Origin of the sequence: Archangium lipolyticum (assembly GCF_024623785.1) — a bacterium.
GTDB lineage: Bacteria > Myxococcota > Myxococcia > Myxococcales > Myxococcaceae > Archangium > Archangium lipolyticum.
In genome coordinates this window covers 77340-93274 of the sequence record NZ_JANKBZ010000032.1, presented here as the reverse complement: position 1 = coordinate 93274, position 15935 = coordinate 77340, and the positions used below count along the sequence as shown (strand labels likewise).

14 protein-coding genes are annotated in these 15935 nt (G+C 69.6%); 5 read left to right on the top strand and 9 right to left on the bottom strand.

Going from position 1 to position 15935, the window contains the following annotated elements; translation table 11 throughout:
- Positions 1-35: 35 nt before the first annotated feature.
- Complete coding sequence (locus NR810_RS42020; RefSeq protein ID WP_257460941.1) at positions 36-479, top strand: GNAT family N-acetyltransferase; 444 nt, start codon at positions 36-38, stop codon at positions 477-479.
- A 1-nt stretch (position 480) separates the two neighbouring features.
- Here NR810_RS42020 and NR810_RS42015 read toward each other — a convergent pair whose 3' ends face one another.
- From NR810_RS42015 to NR810_RS41995, 5 genes are all read right to left on the bottom strand, one after another.
- Entirely contained in the window at positions 481-1068 is a 588-nt protein-coding gene (locus NR810_RS42015) for a tetratricopeptide repeat protein (protein ID WP_257460940.1), read from the bottom strand.
- Positions 1069-1173: 105 nt separating this feature from the next.
- A complete protein-coding gene (locus NR810_RS42010) occupies positions 1174-3270 on the bottom strand; it encodes a caspase family protein (protein WP_257460938.1) in 2097 nt (698 codons plus the stop codon).
- On the bottom strand, positions 3267-4073 hold the full coding sequence (locus tag NR810_RS42005; protein WP_257460937.1) for a DUF4384 domain-containing protein: 807 nt from the start codon (positions 4071-4073) through the stop codon (positions 3267-3269). Before NR810_RS42005 ends, NR810_RS42010 begins: the two co-directional genes overlap by 4 nt.
- Before the next feature lies 1 nt (position 4074).
- Positions 4075-4554: an RNA polymerase sigma factor gene (locus NR810_RS42000; RefSeq protein WP_257460935.1), complete on the bottom strand. Its 480-nt coding sequence runs from the start codon at positions 4552-4554 to the stop codon at positions 4075-4077.
- A 127-nt stretch (positions 4555-4681) separates the two neighbouring features.
- Entirely contained in the window at positions 4682-5476 is a 795-nt protein-coding gene (locus NR810_RS41995; protein ID WP_257460933.1) for an NAD-dependent epimerase/dehydratase family protein, read from the bottom strand.
- A gap of 213 nt (positions 5477-5689) precedes the next feature.
- On the opposite strand from NR810_RS41995, the gene NR810_RS41990 reads away from it, so the two are divergent.
- The 3 genes from NR810_RS41990 to NR810_RS41980 are packed head-to-tail and all read left to right on the top strand — an operon-like array spanning position 5690 to position 10706.
- Positions 5690-6982 (top strand): sensor histidine kinase, encoded by a 1293-nt coding sequence (locus tag NR810_RS41990; protein WP_326522542.1) that lies wholly within the window; start codon positions 5690-5692, stop codon positions 6980-6982.
- A gap of 44 nt (positions 6983-7026) precedes the next feature.
- On the top strand, positions 7027-8757 hold the full coding sequence (locus NR810_RS41985) for a DEAD/DEAH box helicase (protein ID WP_326522541.1): 1731 nt from the start codon (positions 7027-7029) through the stop codon (positions 8755-8757).
- A 56-nt stretch (positions 8758-8813) separates the two neighbouring features.
- Positions 8814-10706, top strand: a complete 1893-nt coding sequence (locus NR810_RS41980) for a putative metal-binding motif-containing protein (protein ID WP_257460931.1) — start codon at positions 8814-8816, stop codon at positions 10704-10706.
- Between the two features lie 48 nt (positions 10707-10754).
- On the opposite strand, the gene NR810_RS41975 is transcribed toward NR810_RS41980, so the two are convergent.
- The 4 genes from NR810_RS41975 to NR810_RS41960 form a co-directional block, all read right to left on the bottom strand.
- Positions 10755-11309, bottom strand: coding sequence for a DsbA family protein (locus NR810_RS41975; protein ID WP_257460929.1), 555 nt, complete (start codon positions 11307-11309; stop codon positions 10755-10757).
- A 307-nt stretch (positions 11310-11616) separates the two neighbouring features.
- Positions 11617-13257 carry a sigma-54-dependent transcriptional regulator gene (locus tag NR810_RS41970; protein WP_257460927.1) on the bottom strand — a complete coding sequence of 547 codons (1641 nt, stop codon included), beginning with the start codon at positions 13255-13257 and terminating at the stop codon, positions 11617-11619.
- 64 nt (positions 13258-13321) lie between these two features.
- The gene (locus NR810_RS41965) at positions 13322-14263 is read right to left on the bottom strand and encodes a GGDEF domain-containing protein (RefSeq protein WP_257460926.1); all 942 of its coding nucleotides are present in this window, start codon (positions 14261-14263) and stop codon (positions 13322-13324) included.
- A gap of 122 nt (positions 14264-14385) precedes the next feature.
- Positions 14386-14664, bottom strand: a complete 279-nt coding sequence (locus tag NR810_RS41960) for a glutaredoxin family protein (RefSeq protein WP_257460924.1) — start codon at positions 14662-14664, stop codon at positions 14386-14388.
- 22 nt (positions 14665-14686) lie between these two features.
- Between NR810_RS41960 and NR810_RS41955 the strand changes: the two genes are divergently transcribed.
- The gene (locus tag NR810_RS41955; protein ID WP_257460922.1) at positions 14687-15859 is read left to right on the top strand and encodes a DUF4388 domain-containing protein; all 1173 of its coding nucleotides are present in this window, start codon (positions 14687-14689) and stop codon (positions 15857-15859) included.
- Positions 15860-15935: the final 76 nt, after the last annotated feature.

Sequence of the window (15935 nt, the reverse complement as noted above, 5' to 3'; positions counted from 1 at the left end):
CCCTATTTTTCCGCCCCTCCGGAAGAATCCACCCCATGCCCCCGTACGAGATCCGCCCCATCTCCGCGGCCGAGACCCGCCACCTCCGCCACGTCGTGCTCCGCCCTCACCAGCGCCCCGAGGAGCTGGTCTACCCGGGGGATGACGCTCCGGACACCCTCCACCTGGGACTGTATGTGGAGGGACAGCAGCTCGGAGTGGCCTCGCTCTACCGCGAGCCCCAACCGGGCTCGAAGTCCCCCTCCGAGTGGCGCCTGCGGGGCATGGCCGTGCTCGCCCACGAACAGGGCCGGGGCAATGGCGCCGCCCTTCTACAGGCCTGCATCGATCACGCGGCGCGTCATGGCGGCACCCGGCTGTGGTGCAACGCGCGCACGACGGCCGCGGGTTTCTACCGGCGGCTGGGCTTCACCGTGGAGGGTGGGGAGTTCGAGCTCGCCGGCATCGGCCCGCACTACCTCATGTGGCGGGCCCTCTGAATCAGCTGGCGACGCTGCGCAGCAGCCGGCCCGCCAGCTGGGTGTACTGATCGCGCTTCTCGGTGTCCCCGAGGTGCGCCCAGACATCCGCCAGGGCCCTGGCCGCCTCCGCCAGTCCCGGGTGCAGCTCCAGCGCCATCTCCAGCACGTGGCGCGCGTGGCGGTAGCGCGCCTTGCCCGTCAGGCCGATGCCCCGGGTGCGGTGCTTGCCCGACTCCGTCAGGAGCGCCTCGCCCAGGCTGGCGATCTCCACCGCCGTGCCCTCGCGCCAGGCCTTCTCCGTGTTGAGCTGAAGCGCCTCCTCCAGCAGACCCCTGGCCGCCTCCGGCTCGTCCAGCTCGAGCTGGCAGATGGCCGCGTTGCGGTAGTGCTCGGCCGTCTCCGGATCCAGATCGATGGCGCGCTCGAAGCACTTCAGCGCCTCGCGCGGACGCCCCAGACTCACCAGGGAGGAGCCCTTGGCGCTCAGCGCCAGCACATCACTGGGGTCCTGCTCCAAAAGGCGGTCGAAGACCTGGATCGCGGCCTGGTGGTTGCCGGACATCGAGTGGCTCACGCCCTCGTTGAATGCCGCTAGCAGATTGGACATATGCCCCCTTCCCGCCGGCTCCGTGCCGGCCCGTGCTCACCGGCACATTCTATCGCCGGATGAGACAGCCTGACAGGTCGGGGGGCCCTTCGCGCAACGGGAAACCTAGAAGCGCATGCCCACCTGGAACCCGGGCCACATCTCCAGCTCGCCCCGGACTTCACCGGACATGAAGCTCATCTTCTGCATCGGCTTCCCGTCGAGCGCGATGGCGGTGTTGAACGTGGGGCCGGCGATCACCGCGAAGCGCGGCGCCACCTGGAAGCCGCCGAGGAGCCGGAGCTGGGCCAGCAGGGAATTGCTCTCCGTGGCCCTGCCCACGAAGACGCTGCGACCCACCGCGTCAAGGTCGACGAACCAGCGGTCGAACGACACGTGCCCACCGAAGCCCAGGCCCGTCGACCAGCGCGCCTCGCCCCCCACCAGCGTGCCGTAGCCGCCCATGAACACCGTGTAGAAGGACTTGCTGCCCAGCTTGAACGCCACGTCGAGGGGGTGCAGATCGCTCCCGGTCACCTCGACGCGGAACAGGCCATTTCCCGCCACGCTGACCAACCCGAAGGGAATGCCATCCATGTCGCTCGACACGTTGACGAGCCCGAACTGAAGGCCCTTCATGCGACGGGCGATGTTGAGGAGGCCCACCTGCGCGCCCGACACGTCCCCTCCCACGTTGACGAGGGAGAGCTGCACACCCTCGGCCATCGACGCCCAGTTCACGGCCGTCGCCCCCTGGAAGCCGCGCATCCGGCCGTGGACGAGGTTGGCGCCCACCGAGGCCTGGAGGCCGGTGAAATCCCCTCCGGCCCGATTGAAGCCCACCGAGGCCTGTCCCCCGAGGACACTCCCCGAGGCCCAGTTCGCCCCCACGGAGGACTGCAGTCCGCGGACCTCCGAGCCGGACACGTTGGCCAACGTCGAGAGCTGCACGCCCGACACGCCGTCCGTGGCCCAGTGGCCGAGGATGGCGAACGCCACGCCGCTCAGCCGCGCCGAGCTGCCCACGAGCAGGGAGAGCGACAGGTCGTTGTCCACCGGGCCATCCAGCACGGAGTTCGTCTGCACCAGCGGCACCAGGCCCACGTTGAGGAACCGGCGCGAGCTCTGCCGCGCCGGGGCCTCCACCGCCATCCCGCCCCCTCCGCGCGACACGGTGGGCTCGCCCGCCATCCCGGAGAAGTCGCTCTCGCCCAGCGAGGTGCGCCGGCCCTCCGCGAGCGCGAAGGCCGCCCGTGAGCCCGCCCCCTCCCGCTCGCGCGTCACCGTGTACTGGCCGGGTGGGAGGGCCAGCTCGGTGGGACGTCCCGCCCGCTTCTCCAGCTCCACCACCAGGTTGCCCGGCGCGTCACGCACGTAGAGCCGGCCATCGAGCGGGCCCGCCAGCACGAGGCCCGCCGTGTTCGTGCGCAGCTCGGTCATCACCAGGTCGCCCGAACCGGCCAGGTCGATGTCATACGCCGGATGCTGCGCGCCGGACCGCGTCTTCTCCGTGCGCGCGAGCGTCTCGTGGAAGGCGAACTGGTACGCCTCGTTGAGCGTCACCCGCCCGTCCCCGCTCAGGTCCGCCGCGCCGCGCAGGCCCGACACCAGGTTGTGCGTGAAGTACGAGCCGCCGATGCGGTCCGACTCCTGGGACACCTCGTCCTCCGAGGACGAGGTGAGGATGGCGTGCCCCCGCACGGACGCCGACGCGTCCACCAGGAAGGCCGGCCGCCGCACCCCACCCTTCTGCCGCGCCATCGCTCCGGACGCGCACGAGTCCAGGATGGCGATGCGCACGTCCGCCGGCAGCGCGTTCAACGCCTGGCGCAGCTCCCGGTACGAGAAGCGGTCCTGCTTCAGCATCAGGCCCTCCTCGTCCGAGTGGCCCGAGTAATAGAGGAGCGCCTCGGTGCGCCCGCCGGAGGACTTCGCCGCGTCGATCATCCGCCGGAGGCGGTTCATCCCGTCCTCCAGCCCCGCGCGGTCCGCGTCCAGCACCAGGATGCGATCTCCGGGCAGCACCCCGCCGAGCTCGCCGAGCACCTGGCTCACGGCCTTCGCGTCGGAGATGGCGTAGCGCAGGCGCACGCGGCTGGGGCCACCGTCATTGACGCCCACCAGCAGCGCGAAGCGCCGCACCGGCACCGGGCCCGCGTCCGGCGCGGCGGCGGAGGCCAGGAGGGGAAGGAGCAGCAGGGAGACGAAGAGCGCTCGCTTCACGGGGACTTCTCCAGGGTGAGGGACGACTGGGAAAGCGATTCCGGCAGGGACAGCGGCGCGCGGCGGGCGTCCTCGGGGGAGCGGGCCAGCTGGCGCGCCGCGTCCATCAGCGCGTTCAGGTCGAAGGGCTCGGTGCTGGTGACGAAGAAGAAGCGCTCGAAGAGGGGCGCGTCGTCCAGCTCATAGGCGCTCGACAGCGACACCGTGCCTCCCGCGAGCGCCAGCGAGCCGGTGAGCGACTCCGGGTAGTGCAGCGTGACGGAGCCCCGGCCATCGACGGACAACACCGCGCCGTAGGGCCGGCCCGCGGACACGTAGCTGAGCTGCAGCACGTCCCCAGGCCTCGCCCGGGCCGCGTCCGCGAGCGGCTCGGGCTCGCCGCGCGTCTGGCGGTGGATGAGCAGCTTCGGCTCCAGCCCCTTGGTGCGCGTCGTCTCGAGCAGCGCCACCTCCTCCGGCCGGGTCCGCTCGGGCAGCTCTTCCCGGGAGAAGAACATCATCAGCGCGAGCCCCGCGGCCACGGGGGCGCCCAGCGCGACGGCGGGCAGCCAACCCCGGGAGGTGGAGCGGGCCTCCACCGAGCGCGAGGCCTCCACCACGCGGCGGCGGCGAGCCACCTCGGCGGCGACCTGGGACGGCGGGAGCTTCGCCAGCGTGGCCCCATCATCCGCCTCCAGCTTCGCGAGCCGCTCGAGTCCTCCGGGCTCCGAGGCCAGGCGCGCGCGGGCGGCGGCCAGCTCCTTGGGAGGCAGCTCCCCCAGGGCGATGCGCTCCAGCATCCAATCGGGCGTGCGGTGGGACATGTCAGGCGGCCTCCAGTTCCTGCAGGTGGGAGCGCAAGGTGCGCAGGCGCTTGCGGACGCCGGAGACGGAGAGGCCCACCTCCTTCGCCACTTCCTCGTACGTCATTCCATCCACCAGGTGCAGCACGGCGATGGTGCGCGTGGACACCTGCTCGCGTCCGAAGAGCCGGTCCAGCACCGCCGACGCGCCCGTGCGCGCCTCCAGGTCCTCCAGCGAGGCGATGCGCACCAGCAGCTCCTCGTCCGCGTCCGCCGGGCGCCGGCGCTCCGAGCGCATCCGGTTGAGGCACACGTTCGTCGCCATGCGGTGCAACAGGCTCGACGGCGCCGTCTGCGTCAGGGCCTCCTGATGGTCGAGCAGCTGGACGAATACATCGTGCATGGCATCCACGGCCCTCTCCTCGTCGCGCAGGAGGAAGCGGCAGCGCCGAAGCACCATCGGTCCGTACCGGCGGTAGCAGGCTTCCACGTCAATGGCCAACGGTCCCTTCCTCCGTCCTCGCGCGAACTTGAACACCGGAGCGCGCGCGAACTGTTACCGCGCCTGTGGCATCGTCGTGAAATGGAATGAGAAGGCGCCGTAAGTAGCCGGAATCGGGCCCGTCAGCTCAATCTCCGGCGTCCAGGAGGGCCGAAAAACCCGCGACGAAATCCGGGTAGCGCGGCTTCCATCCCAGCGCCTTCAGCCGGGCATTGGAGATGGCCCGGTCCCCGCGCAGGGACTCGTGGAGTGAAGTCAGGGGCACTGCCGGTGGGGGCGGCAGCCCGAGCCGCGCGCACAGCCAGGTGCTCGTCTCCGCCTGCGTCGCCGGCCGGTCGTCCGCCACGCAGTACGTGCCTCCCGGCTCGCCCCGCTCCAGCACCACCCGGAGGGCCTCCACCAGATCCTCCACATGCACCCGGGAGATGCGGCCTCCCCCGCTCTCGGGGATGCGGAGCGTGCCCGCGCGGAGGCGCTCGTGCAGGCCCCGGCCGGGACCGTAGATGCCCGCGATGCGCAGGGAGATGCCACCGAGCCGGCGGTAGTGGGCCTCCGCGTCGATGCGGCCCCGGGCGCGCGTGGAAGCGGTATCGATGGGGGTGGACTCGTCCACGTGTCCCCGCGCATCACCGTAGACGCCCGTCGAGGAGAGATAGACTAGGCGGGCAGGTCCAGCGCGCGACAGGGACTCGGAGAGGGAGGCATCGAGCCCGGCCTCCGGTGGGATGGAGACCACCACGTGGGCCCCCTTCGCGGACGCCACGGCCTCCTCCAGGGACGGAAGCTGGACTCCCTCCCGGGACAGCTCCTCGCGGCGCGCTTCGTCCCGGGTCACCGCCAGCACCGGGCGCCCGCGCCGTGCCTCCACAAGTGCCAACCGTATCAACGTGTAGCCACATCCCAGCAAGACGAGAGGAACCATGCCCTCGCGATTATCGGGCCGGCGCGGATATCGGGTCCAGGTGAACGACTCACACGCGCATTGAAATTGGCTCTCAGGGCTTGAGACTTCTTTGTCGTAAACCGGATGACGCAAGCGTGACCGTCCCCGCCCTCGACGCATGGCTTCAGGGCGACATGGCAGCCTTTTGGCGTGATGACGGCGGATCACGCCACGCGCCAAGCCCAACTCCGAGTGAAGAGGCGGAGCTGCTTCGTCTCCGCGGCGCTGCTCCTGACGATCTTCCTGGTGCACGAGTTCCTGCTGCCCGGCGAACCCGACCCGAGGCTGGCGCTGGTGCAGCTCGCCTGGAGCACGAGCTTCGTGCTGATCGGCCTGGGAGTGGGGGTGCTGCCCGAGTGGTCCCCGGGCATGATGGCCGGGCTGGTGTGCCTGGCGTCGGTGACGGCGATCATCCACTTCACCGGGGGTCCCGCGAGCCCCTACCTCGCACTGCTCGTCGCCATTCCCCTCCTCCTGGCGATGTTCACCCCGGACTCCCTGCTGCCGATGCTGCTGACCCTCGGAGCGTCGGTGGGCGCCGTGGTGGCGTTGGACCTGCTCGCGCAAGTGCCCACCGGCGTCCTCGTGCCACGGGCGGTCACCTTCGGCCTCGTCGGGATGATCGGCGCCTTCGGGAGCCAGACCTACCGGCGGCTGCGCGAGGCGGAGCGGGTGGCACAGGAGGAGCGGCTCGCGGCCCTGGAGCAACTGGCGCGGAGCGAGCGCCTCCGGCTGCACGCCGAGCGCGAGCGCGCCGAGGTGGAGCGGCTGGTGATGGTGGGCCAGCTCGCCGCCGGAGTGGCCCACGAGGTGAACAATCCGCTGGCCTTCGTGAAGGCCAACCTGAGCTACCTCAAGGAGGAGCTGCGGCGTGAGGACCCGCCGCCGGACCCGGTGGAGCTCGGCGAGGTGCTGAGCGAGACGGAGCAGGGCCTGCTGCGCATCCAGCAGATCGTCACGGATCTCCGGCGCTTCTCGCGGGAGGGAAGCGAGCACGAAAGGGAGGAGGCGGGCTCGCCGAAGGAGGCCATGGAGGAGGCACGACGGCTGGCCTCGGTGCGCCTGCGCGGCCTGGGCGAGGTGGTGCTGGACGCGGGGCCGGAGCTGCCCAGGGTGAAGCTGGGGCAGCGTCACCTGGTGCAGGTGCTGTTGAACCTGCTGCTGAACGCGGCGGACGCGGTGGAGGCAGCGGTCCCACCCCGTCCGGCCCGTGTCGTGGTGAGGGCCCGGCGGGTGGACGGCGGGGTGCGGTTGGAGGTGGAGGACAACGGCCCGGGGATTCCTCCCGAGGTGCTGCCGCGCCTCTTCGAGCCCTTCTTCACCACCAAACCGCCGGGCAAGGGCACCGGGTTGGGACTCGCCCTGTGCCGCGGGTACGTCACCCAGTCCGGGGGGACGCTCCACGTTGAGAACCGGCCCGAGGGCGGCGCCCGCTTCGTTCTCTTGCTGCAGCAGGCAACAGAAGTCACCGCCTCGGCGGCCTGAGTGCTCGTCTGGAAGCCGGACGCGGTGGTACAAGCCCGTTCAACGTGACCATTCCCACGACCGACACATCCGCTACCTTCGAGCAATTGGGCCTCCTCCCCGCCCTCGTCGAGGCGCTCACCGCGCTCGGGTACGAGGAGCCCACCCCCATCCAGCGGGCCTCCCTGCCCCCGCTGCTCGCCGGGAAGGACCTGCTCGGCATCGCCGCCACCGGCACCGGCAAGACGGCCGCCTTCTCCCTGCCCCTCCTCCAGCGCCTCGAGCCCGGCAAGCGCGAGCCCTTCTCCACCTCCGCGCTCGTCCTCGTCCCCACCCGCGAGCTCGCCATGCAGGTGGCCGAGGCCATCCACCGCTACGGCCAGAAGCTCGGCGTGAGCGTGCTCCCCATCTACGGCGGCCAGCCCATGGGCCAGCAGCTGCGCGTGCTCAAGCGCGGCGTGGACGTCGTCGTCGCCACCCCGGGCCGCGCGCTCGACCACCTCAAGCGCCAGTCGCTCCTGCTCGACTCCGTGCGCACCGTGGTGCTCGACGAGGCCGACGAGATGCTCGACATGGGCTTCGCCGAGGACCTGGAGTCCCTGCTGGAGGCCACCCCCGAGGAGCGCCAGACGGCCCTCTTCTCCGCCACCCTGCCCCCGCGCATCGCCTCCATCGCCGAGCGCCACCTGAGCGATCCCGTCCACGTGCGCATCGCCAAGGAGAAGGTGGCGCCCGGCACCGGGCCCCGCGTGCGCCAGACGGCCTACATCGTCCCGCGCGCCTTCAAGGCCGCCACGCTCGGGCGCGTGCTGGACGTCGAGGCCCCCACCGCCGCCATCGTCTTCTGCCGCACCCGCACCGAGGTGGACGAGCTCACCGTGTCCCTCAACGGCCGGGGCTGGCGCGCCCAGGCCCTCCACGGCGGCATGGACCAGGCCCAGCGCGACCGCGTCCTCAAGCAGTTCAAGGCCCACGCGGTGGATCTGCTCGTCGCCACCGACGTGGCCGCGCGCGGACTGGACATCGAGAAGCTGACCCACGTCGTCAACTACGACGTGCCCAATGCCCCCGAGGCCTATGTCCACCGCATCGGCCGCACCGGCCGCGCCGGCCGCGAGGGCGTGGCCATCACGCTCGCCGAGCCCCGCGAGCACCGCCTGCTGCGCAACATCGAGAAGCTCACGGGCCAGAAGATCGAAGTGGCCACCGTGCCCACCGTGGCGGACCTGCGCGCCCGCCGGCTCGAGCTGGTGCGCGCCTCCCTGCGCGAGGCCCTCGTGGCCGGCGAGCTCGACTCCTACCGCTCCGTGGTGGAGAGCCTCGCCTCCGAGTTCGACCTGGTGGATGTGGCCGCCGCCTCGGTGAAGCTGCTCCACGACGCGCAGGTGGAGGGCCACGGGCAGGAGGAGGAAGAGGACATCCCCACACTGCCCCCTCCCTCGGAGAAGCGCCCGCATCCGGGAAAGAATGCCCGGGCGGCTGCTCGCCCGGGGCCCGGGGGGCCGGGTGCGAAGGAGCCCCGAGGCGCCAAACGCCGCGCGGGTCCGGCGCAGGACTTCGATATGACCCGGCTGTTCATCGGTGCCGGCCGGGGCACGGGACTCCGTCCCGGGGACCTGGTGGGTGCCATCACGGGCGAGGCGGGCGTGGAGGGCAAGCGGCTCGGGGCCATCGAGATCGGCGACAACTACTCGCTCGTCGAAGTGCCCGAGTCACAGGCCGAGCAGATCATCACGGCGCTGCGCCAGACCACCCTACGCGGTAAGAAGGTGCTGGTACGCCGGGACCGGGGCTGAGCCCCGGTGCGACTTCGCGGCCCCGCCGTTCAAGGCGGGGCCACGGGAGGAACATCATGGGTCGACTCACCTCGCTTCTCCTGCTTCTGACTCTCGTCGGAGTCGGGTGCAAACCAAAGGCGCAAGAAGCAGCCGTCCGGCTGAAGGTCTCCTACACATTCAATGCCGGTTGCATCACCGTGACCGCCAAAGATGCGGAAGGCACGGACCGGGAGACGCGTGATCAGCTCGCCGTGCTCGATCGTGAGACCCGGGAGGTGGTGTTCGCCGTGTTCCGACAGGAGAGCTGGAGCCACACTCTGGAGATCACAACGACGGCCCACGAGAAGTCGTGCGAGGGGAACGTCGTGGCCCGCGACGTGAGCGAAGTGACGCTCCAGAAGAAGGGAGCCATCGAGCAGGTCGCCCTCACTTTGGAGGCTCCGGATGAGGATGGGGATGGCTACATCAGCACCGACCGCAACGGTACGGACTGCGACGACAAGACATTCAACGTCGATGATCCCATAACCCGGTGGTACGCCGACAAGGACGGTGACGGCTTCGGCGACCCGGATGTCTCACCGCTGCGGAGTTGCACCAAGCCCGAGGACTCGGGCACAACCCGCTATGTGCAGAACGCCAAGGACTGCAAGGATTCGGACCCCGCAGTCTATCCGCGTGCCGATGTCTCCGAAGCTCGGTGCGACGAAGTGGACGATGACTGCGATGGCACGGTGGACGAAGGCTTCGAGACCAAGGGCGATCCGTGCGACGTCCCCTGTCCGGGCGGGCAGCTCGCTTGCAATGACAACCGCAACGCTCTGTTCTGCAAGAACGCCCCCACCCCGACCCTGTACTACCCAGATGCAGACGGCGACGGCGCGGGTGACGAGCGTGGCACCCCGGCCCAGGTGTGCCCTGACACAACACCGCCCACGGGCTTCGTCCTCAATACGGACGACTGCGATGATCAGGACAAATACAATCGGCACAACAAGGCCGAGGTGTGCGACGACCGGGACAACAACTGCGATAAGCAGCGAGACGAGGAGAACATCTGCGGGGGCAAGGGGTGGAAGGTGGTCAATGATCCCGCCCTCACAGGAAACAGCCGCCAGTGGAAAACCGTGGCGCTCGGCGCTGACGGACGGGTCTGGATGGCGGGTGATGGCGGCAAGCTCGCGATCCGACCCGCCGCAGGCGCGGCTTTCAAGAGCCTGGATGGGAGTTGCGGTAACGTCAACTGGCGTGCCGCGTGGGTGAGCCCCAACAACAATCACGTGTTTTTGGCCGGTAGTGGAGGAAATCTGGCCGAGCACGACGGTGAAAATTGCTCCAACCAGATCACCGTTTCCTCTGGCAATACTCTCGAAGGCCTCACCGGGTTCTCTCCCCTGCTCTATGTCGTGGACGACCGGGGGCGGCTGTACGTGTGGTCACCTGGAGTCTCGCTGGAGGAGCGCTACAACCTGGACCCCCAAACCTACTTCGACATCCACGGATTGGACTCCACGAAACTGCTCACCGTGGGAGACACAGGAGGATCTTCGACACCGTACATCTCCAGCTATCCTGGCACCGGAAGTACCGCGACGTATCACTCGGTGAGTACACCCAACGGGTACAGCGGCGCCTTGCGTGGTGTGTGGATGGCCAGTTCCAACATCGCCTATGCGGTGGGCGATGGGGGCTTGGTGGTGAAGTGGGACGGAGCCACAAACTGGACGCGAGTGAACCCACCAACGGATAACACCACCGCCCCGTTCACCAGCGTGGTGGCACCGGACTCCTTCACTATCTACGTCACTGATGCCAGTACCAACGGAACCATCCGTCGGCTGAGTGCCGCCGGCACGTGGTCCACCGCCTACACCGCGGACAAGCCCCTGCGGGATATCGCAATCTACTCGTCGGGCGACATCTGGGCCGTGGGTGATGACGGTCGCGTGATTCACTTCCCGGAGTAGAGGACCGGGCACTCCACCATGAGGCCTGAGCGGCGAAGCCTCCGCCGCTCAGCGCCACTGTTCCTGGGAGTCGGCCTCCGCGAGGGCCGCTTCCAGGGCCCCGAAGAGGGGGCGCACGGCCCAGTTCCCTTCATATCGCTGGCCGTTGATGAAGAACGTCGGTGTGCCGCTGACTCCACCGCGTGCGCCTCCGAGGCAGTCGGAACGCACGCGCTCCGCCACCGCGCGGCTTCCCGCGTCCCGGTCGAACTGCTCCACGTCCAGCCCCAGCAGCTCCGCGTAGCCGATCAGATCATCGGGCTCGAGTGACTCCTGGTTCTCGTAGAGCAGGCCGTGCATCTCCCAGAAGCGGCCCTGCAGGGCCGCCGCCTCGGCGGCGTAGGCCGCCAGACGCGCGCGCGGATGCAGCTCGGACAGCGGGAAGTTGCGGAAGACGAAGCGCACCTGCCCTCCCAGCCTCTGCCTCACCGCCTGGATGATGGCGTAGGCCTCGCCGCAGTAGGAGCACTCGTAATCCCCGTACTCCACCAGTGTCACGCGTGCTTCAGCCGGGCCCCTCACATGATCGCGCTCGGATACTGGCGGCGTCAGTCTTCCCATCATGGCCAGACCTCCTGCGAGACATCCCACGCCCCTGCGGGCCTGGAACTCGGCGGGAAAGGTGGGCAGATACCCTCCGGATGACGACCCTGTCCTGAAGGCTCGCTTGCTCGTTTGGAGAGGATTCGGGCTGGCCGTTCGGGGCGCCCTGAAAAGCAGGGCCCCGGGTACCTTGGGCGGTACTCGGGGCCTCTTGCTGGGACGGACAGGTTTGAACACGGGGCCGGTTACCCTCACCCCGTCCCTCTCCCAGAGGGAGAGGGTCTGACCTGGTTGACTCCGTTTGATCCGATAGGGGCTTTTGTCCGGCTCAGAACTCGGCCGAGGCCCTCGGATCCACGATGCCGCACTCCTTGATCTTGTAGAGCAGCGCCTTGTAGCTGATTCGCAGCTTGCTCGCCGCCCTCCTCTTGTTCCACGCCGTCCGCTGCAGCATCGCCAGGATGGCTTCGCGCTCCGCCAGCATCGCCGCCCTCTTGCCAATGTCCTTCAGCGACATCTCTCCTTCCGGCACGCTCGGCGGCGGCGGCGGCGGTTGCGGCACGTCGAACGGGTTCGCGTAACGCACCACCGGCGGCACCACCTGGTTCGCTGGCACCTCCGCCGGAGGCACGTTCCCCTTCGACGGCATCTCCAGCACCTGCACCGCCGTGCCACCACCCGCCGCGGGCACCGTCACCGGCGTCCGCACCACCGTCGGCGCCGGAGGCTCCACGTCCCCGTCTCCCGCGTACGACGTCGGCAACGACGGCGCGCTCGCCGGCGCACGGCCTCCCGCGCGCAGCTCGTCCAGCACCAGCGTCGGATCCTTCAGCACGCACAGCCGGCGCACCATGTTCTCCAGCTCGCGCACGTTGCCCGGCCACTCGTACTCCGTGAAGGCCCTCAGCACCTCCGGCGGCAGCTCCGCCACCCCGCTCATGTACTGCCGCCCGTACTTCTTCAGGAAGTGGTCCGTCAGCGGCACCACGTCCTCCGGGCGCTCGCGCAGCGGCGGCAGCCGGATCGCCACCACGTTCAGGCGGTAGAACAGATCCTCGCGGAAGTTGCCCAGCTCGATCTCCCGCTCCAGGTCCCGGTTCGTCGCCACCACCACCCGGCTGTCCACCCGGACGCTCTTCTTGCCTCCCACCCGGAAGAACTCCTCGTCCTGCAGCACTTGCAACAGCTTGGCCTGCAGCCGGATGGCCATCTCGCCGATCTCGTCCAGGAAGATCGTTCCCTGATCCGCCAGCTCGAACTTGCCCGGCTTCTCCGCCGTCGCGCCCGTGAAGGCGCCTCGCTCGTGGCCGAAGAGCTCGCTCTCCAGCAGCTCGCCCGGCAGCGCCGCGCAGTTCACCTTGATGAACGGCCGGTTGCGCCGGTTGCTGCGCGCGTGGACCTCTCGGGCAATCACTTCCTTGCCCGTGCCGGACTCACCCAGCAACAGCACCGGCACGTCCGTGTCCGCGATGCGCTCCACCAGCGCCCGCACCCGGCGCATGGCCGGCGAGTGCGAGATGAGCAACCGCTCCGCACCCGCGTCCACCAGTGCCGCCGACTGGGCCGCCACCGGTGCGCTCGCCGCGGGCTGGCGCGCCGGCATGCGGCTGCCCAGCGCACGCGCCATCGCGTCCTCCAGCTCGTCGTTGCCAAAGGGCTTGGACAGATAATCGCTGGCGCCCAGCTTCATGGCACGCATGGCGTCCTCCGCGCCCGACAGCGCGGAGAGCACGATGACCGGCGCGTTGCCACCGGAAGAACGGTAGCGCCGCAGCACCTCCAGACCGCTCATCTCCGGCATCATCACGTCCAGCAACACCACGTCGAACGAGCCCCCGGCCAGCATCTCCAGGGCTTGAGTCCCATTCGACGCGCAGCGCACCTGGTACCCCGAGCTGCCCAGCAGCTCGGCGAGGAACGTCCGCACCTGCTCCTCGTCGTCCACCACCAGCACCGCGATCCGATCCATCCCCTCGCCTCCCCTCACCATCGCGAATCACCCCAGGGCCTACCCTCGACGGGTCCGCCCCTCATCAAACCGTCAGTCCCACTCCAACGCCCCGCCGCTCCTCGCGTGCCCGGCGCAACGCCTGCAACGCGTGGGTGAGCAACTGGGCCGGAGCCCCAATCGTGTCCGGGTAGCTCACCGCGCCCAGGGCCAGCGATGGGCGCAGCACCTTTCCCTCTACCTGCAGGCGCGCCAGCGAGAAGCGCTCGCTCACGCGGGCCATCACGTCCGGCACGCCCTCCGCCGGAGTCCCCGGCAGCAGCACGGCGAACTCATCCTCGCCCACGCGCGCCACCACGTCCGCCTCGCGCACCGTCTGGCCGAACACCACCGCGCTGTAGACGAGCAGCCGCTCGGCCACGCTCCGTCCCGCCTCCTTGCGCAGGCTCCGGAAGTCCTCGAGCGATCCGGCCACCACGGAGAAGCTGCCCCCGAAGCGCTCGGTGCGCCGCATCTCCAGCGTCATGAGCTCCAGCAGGAAGGTGCGGGTGTACAGCCCGGTGAGCGGATCATGCAGGGCCGCCGAGCCCGCGTCCTCGGGCTGCATCGCCCGCCGCACGGCCTTCTTCAGCCGCAGTTGGGCCCGCAGGCGCAGCACCAGCTCCTCGCCCGAGCCGGTGCGCGGCACCATGTCCACGCACAGGCCCTTCTCCAGGCAGTGGCGGTGGGCCTCGGTGTCCTCCGGATCCACCAGGTACAGCAGGGGAACCGCGCCCCGGCCCATCTGCCGCAGCCGCCGCGCCACCGACACCGCCGCGAAGTCCGGGGGCTGCGCGGCGAGCACCACCGCGTCCGGGCGGATGGCCTCGAACAGTGGCCCCGCCGCGTCGAAGCGCGTCACCGGCACCACCCGGAAGCCCGCTTCCCCCAGCACCAGCCGGGTCCGCTCCAGGTCTCCCGCTCTCGGCTCCACCACCAGCACCGTCAGCGGCTGGTCCGCCCTCTTGTGCTTGCGCCTCAACGCCACTGCCCCTCCCCTCCGGCCAGAACCTTTTTCCACATCGCTTCTCCGCCCCATCCCCAGGTTTACAGCCTCACCCACCCCTACTCCCTTCCATCCCCATGTTTTTCCTGGGGTTGGGAAGGCCATTACCCCTCATGGTCCCCGGAAGGAGCAACGGGCGTGCCATCCATGACCCGCCGGAGGTACGCCTCGACCTCCCCTTCCTCCAGGCGGAGCTTGAACGCCTGGTGGCCGTCGATGATGACCACGGGGATGTCGTACCGGAAGGCAGTGAAAGTGGCGGGGTCGGCACGAATGTCCTCCTCCACCAGATCGAAGGGGATGCGTTCGCGCACCCGCTCGAGCACGTCCTTGGCCTGGTCGCAGAGGCAACAGTTCGGTTTCGAGTAGATTCGGACAATCATTTCGGACGAAGGATGTGCTGCGATGCGCGGTCTGTCAGGTGACTTCTCGACGATGCCGTTGAAGGATCTCGTCGCGTACCTCGGCAGCCGGCGGGTGATGGGGACGCTGAGGGTCACCCGGGCGGGCGTGCGCAAGCTCCTCCTCCTGCGCGACGGGCAGGTGCTGAGCGCCAGCTCCAATCAGCCGCGCGAGTTCCTCGGGCAGTTCCTCATCAACATGGGGCACCTGAACGAGGAGCAGTTCAGCAAGGCCTACGCGACCCAGCGCGAGACGCGGGTGCCGCTGGGAAAGATCCTGGTGATGACGGGGCTGGTGCCCGAGCAGACGGTGCGCGCGGCGCTCAACCTGAAGTTCCGCGAGACGCTGCTGGACATGTTCCCCTGGGAGGACGGCGAGTTCTCCTTCGACGCGGGCCCGGTGGCGGAGATCGACGGCGTGGATGCGCGCGTGGAGTTGGCGGACGTGCACCGCGAGGGCGAGTTCCGCGAGACGGCCTGGCAGGCGATCCGGACGGCCTTCCCCTCGGGGAACCTGTACCTGGCGCTGGACGAGAGCCGGCTGGCGGAGCCGCCCAAGGCGGGCAGTCTGGACGCGAAGCTGGTGAAGCGCATCCGCGAGGGGCTGAGCATCGACGAGATGGCCAAGGTGCTGCACGCCTCGGAGTTCCTGGTGTACCAGCGGCTGTACGCGCTCTACCGGATGGAGGCGGTGAAGGTGCGGAGCGCGCCGCCCGCGGGACGCCCGCGGACGGCCCCCGTCGAGGACGAGGAAGAGGCGCAGGTGGTGGACGCGGACGTGCTCGGCGCCGAGTCCCCCACGAGCGAGGTCATCCAGGCGGCGCAGTCGTTCCTGGCGAACGGCAACTTCCGGGATGGAGAGGCGCTGGCGCGCCGGGCGTACGAGATGTCGGCCACGCCGGAGACGGAGGCGCTGTTGCGCTCGGCGGAGGCCGCGCTACAGGGCGCGTTGCGCCGGGAGATGCTGGACAAGCCGCAGGTGCCCTCGCTGGTGGTGTCGGCGGCGCAGTTGAAGACGCTGCAGCTCAGCTCGCCCGAGCGCTACCTGCTGTCGCGCATCGACGGCAAGCGCGACCTGGGCGCCATCATCAGCGTGTCTCCCATCAAGGAGCTGGAGGCGCTGAAGTACTTCCGGGCCTTCGTGGACGCGGGGCTGGTGAAGCTCTCGCCCCGGTAGCACCACGTCCCCGCCGAGGGCAGGCACCCGGTGTCGCGCGGATGCCCGCCCCTCGTGGATCATGGGCCCTCGTGGG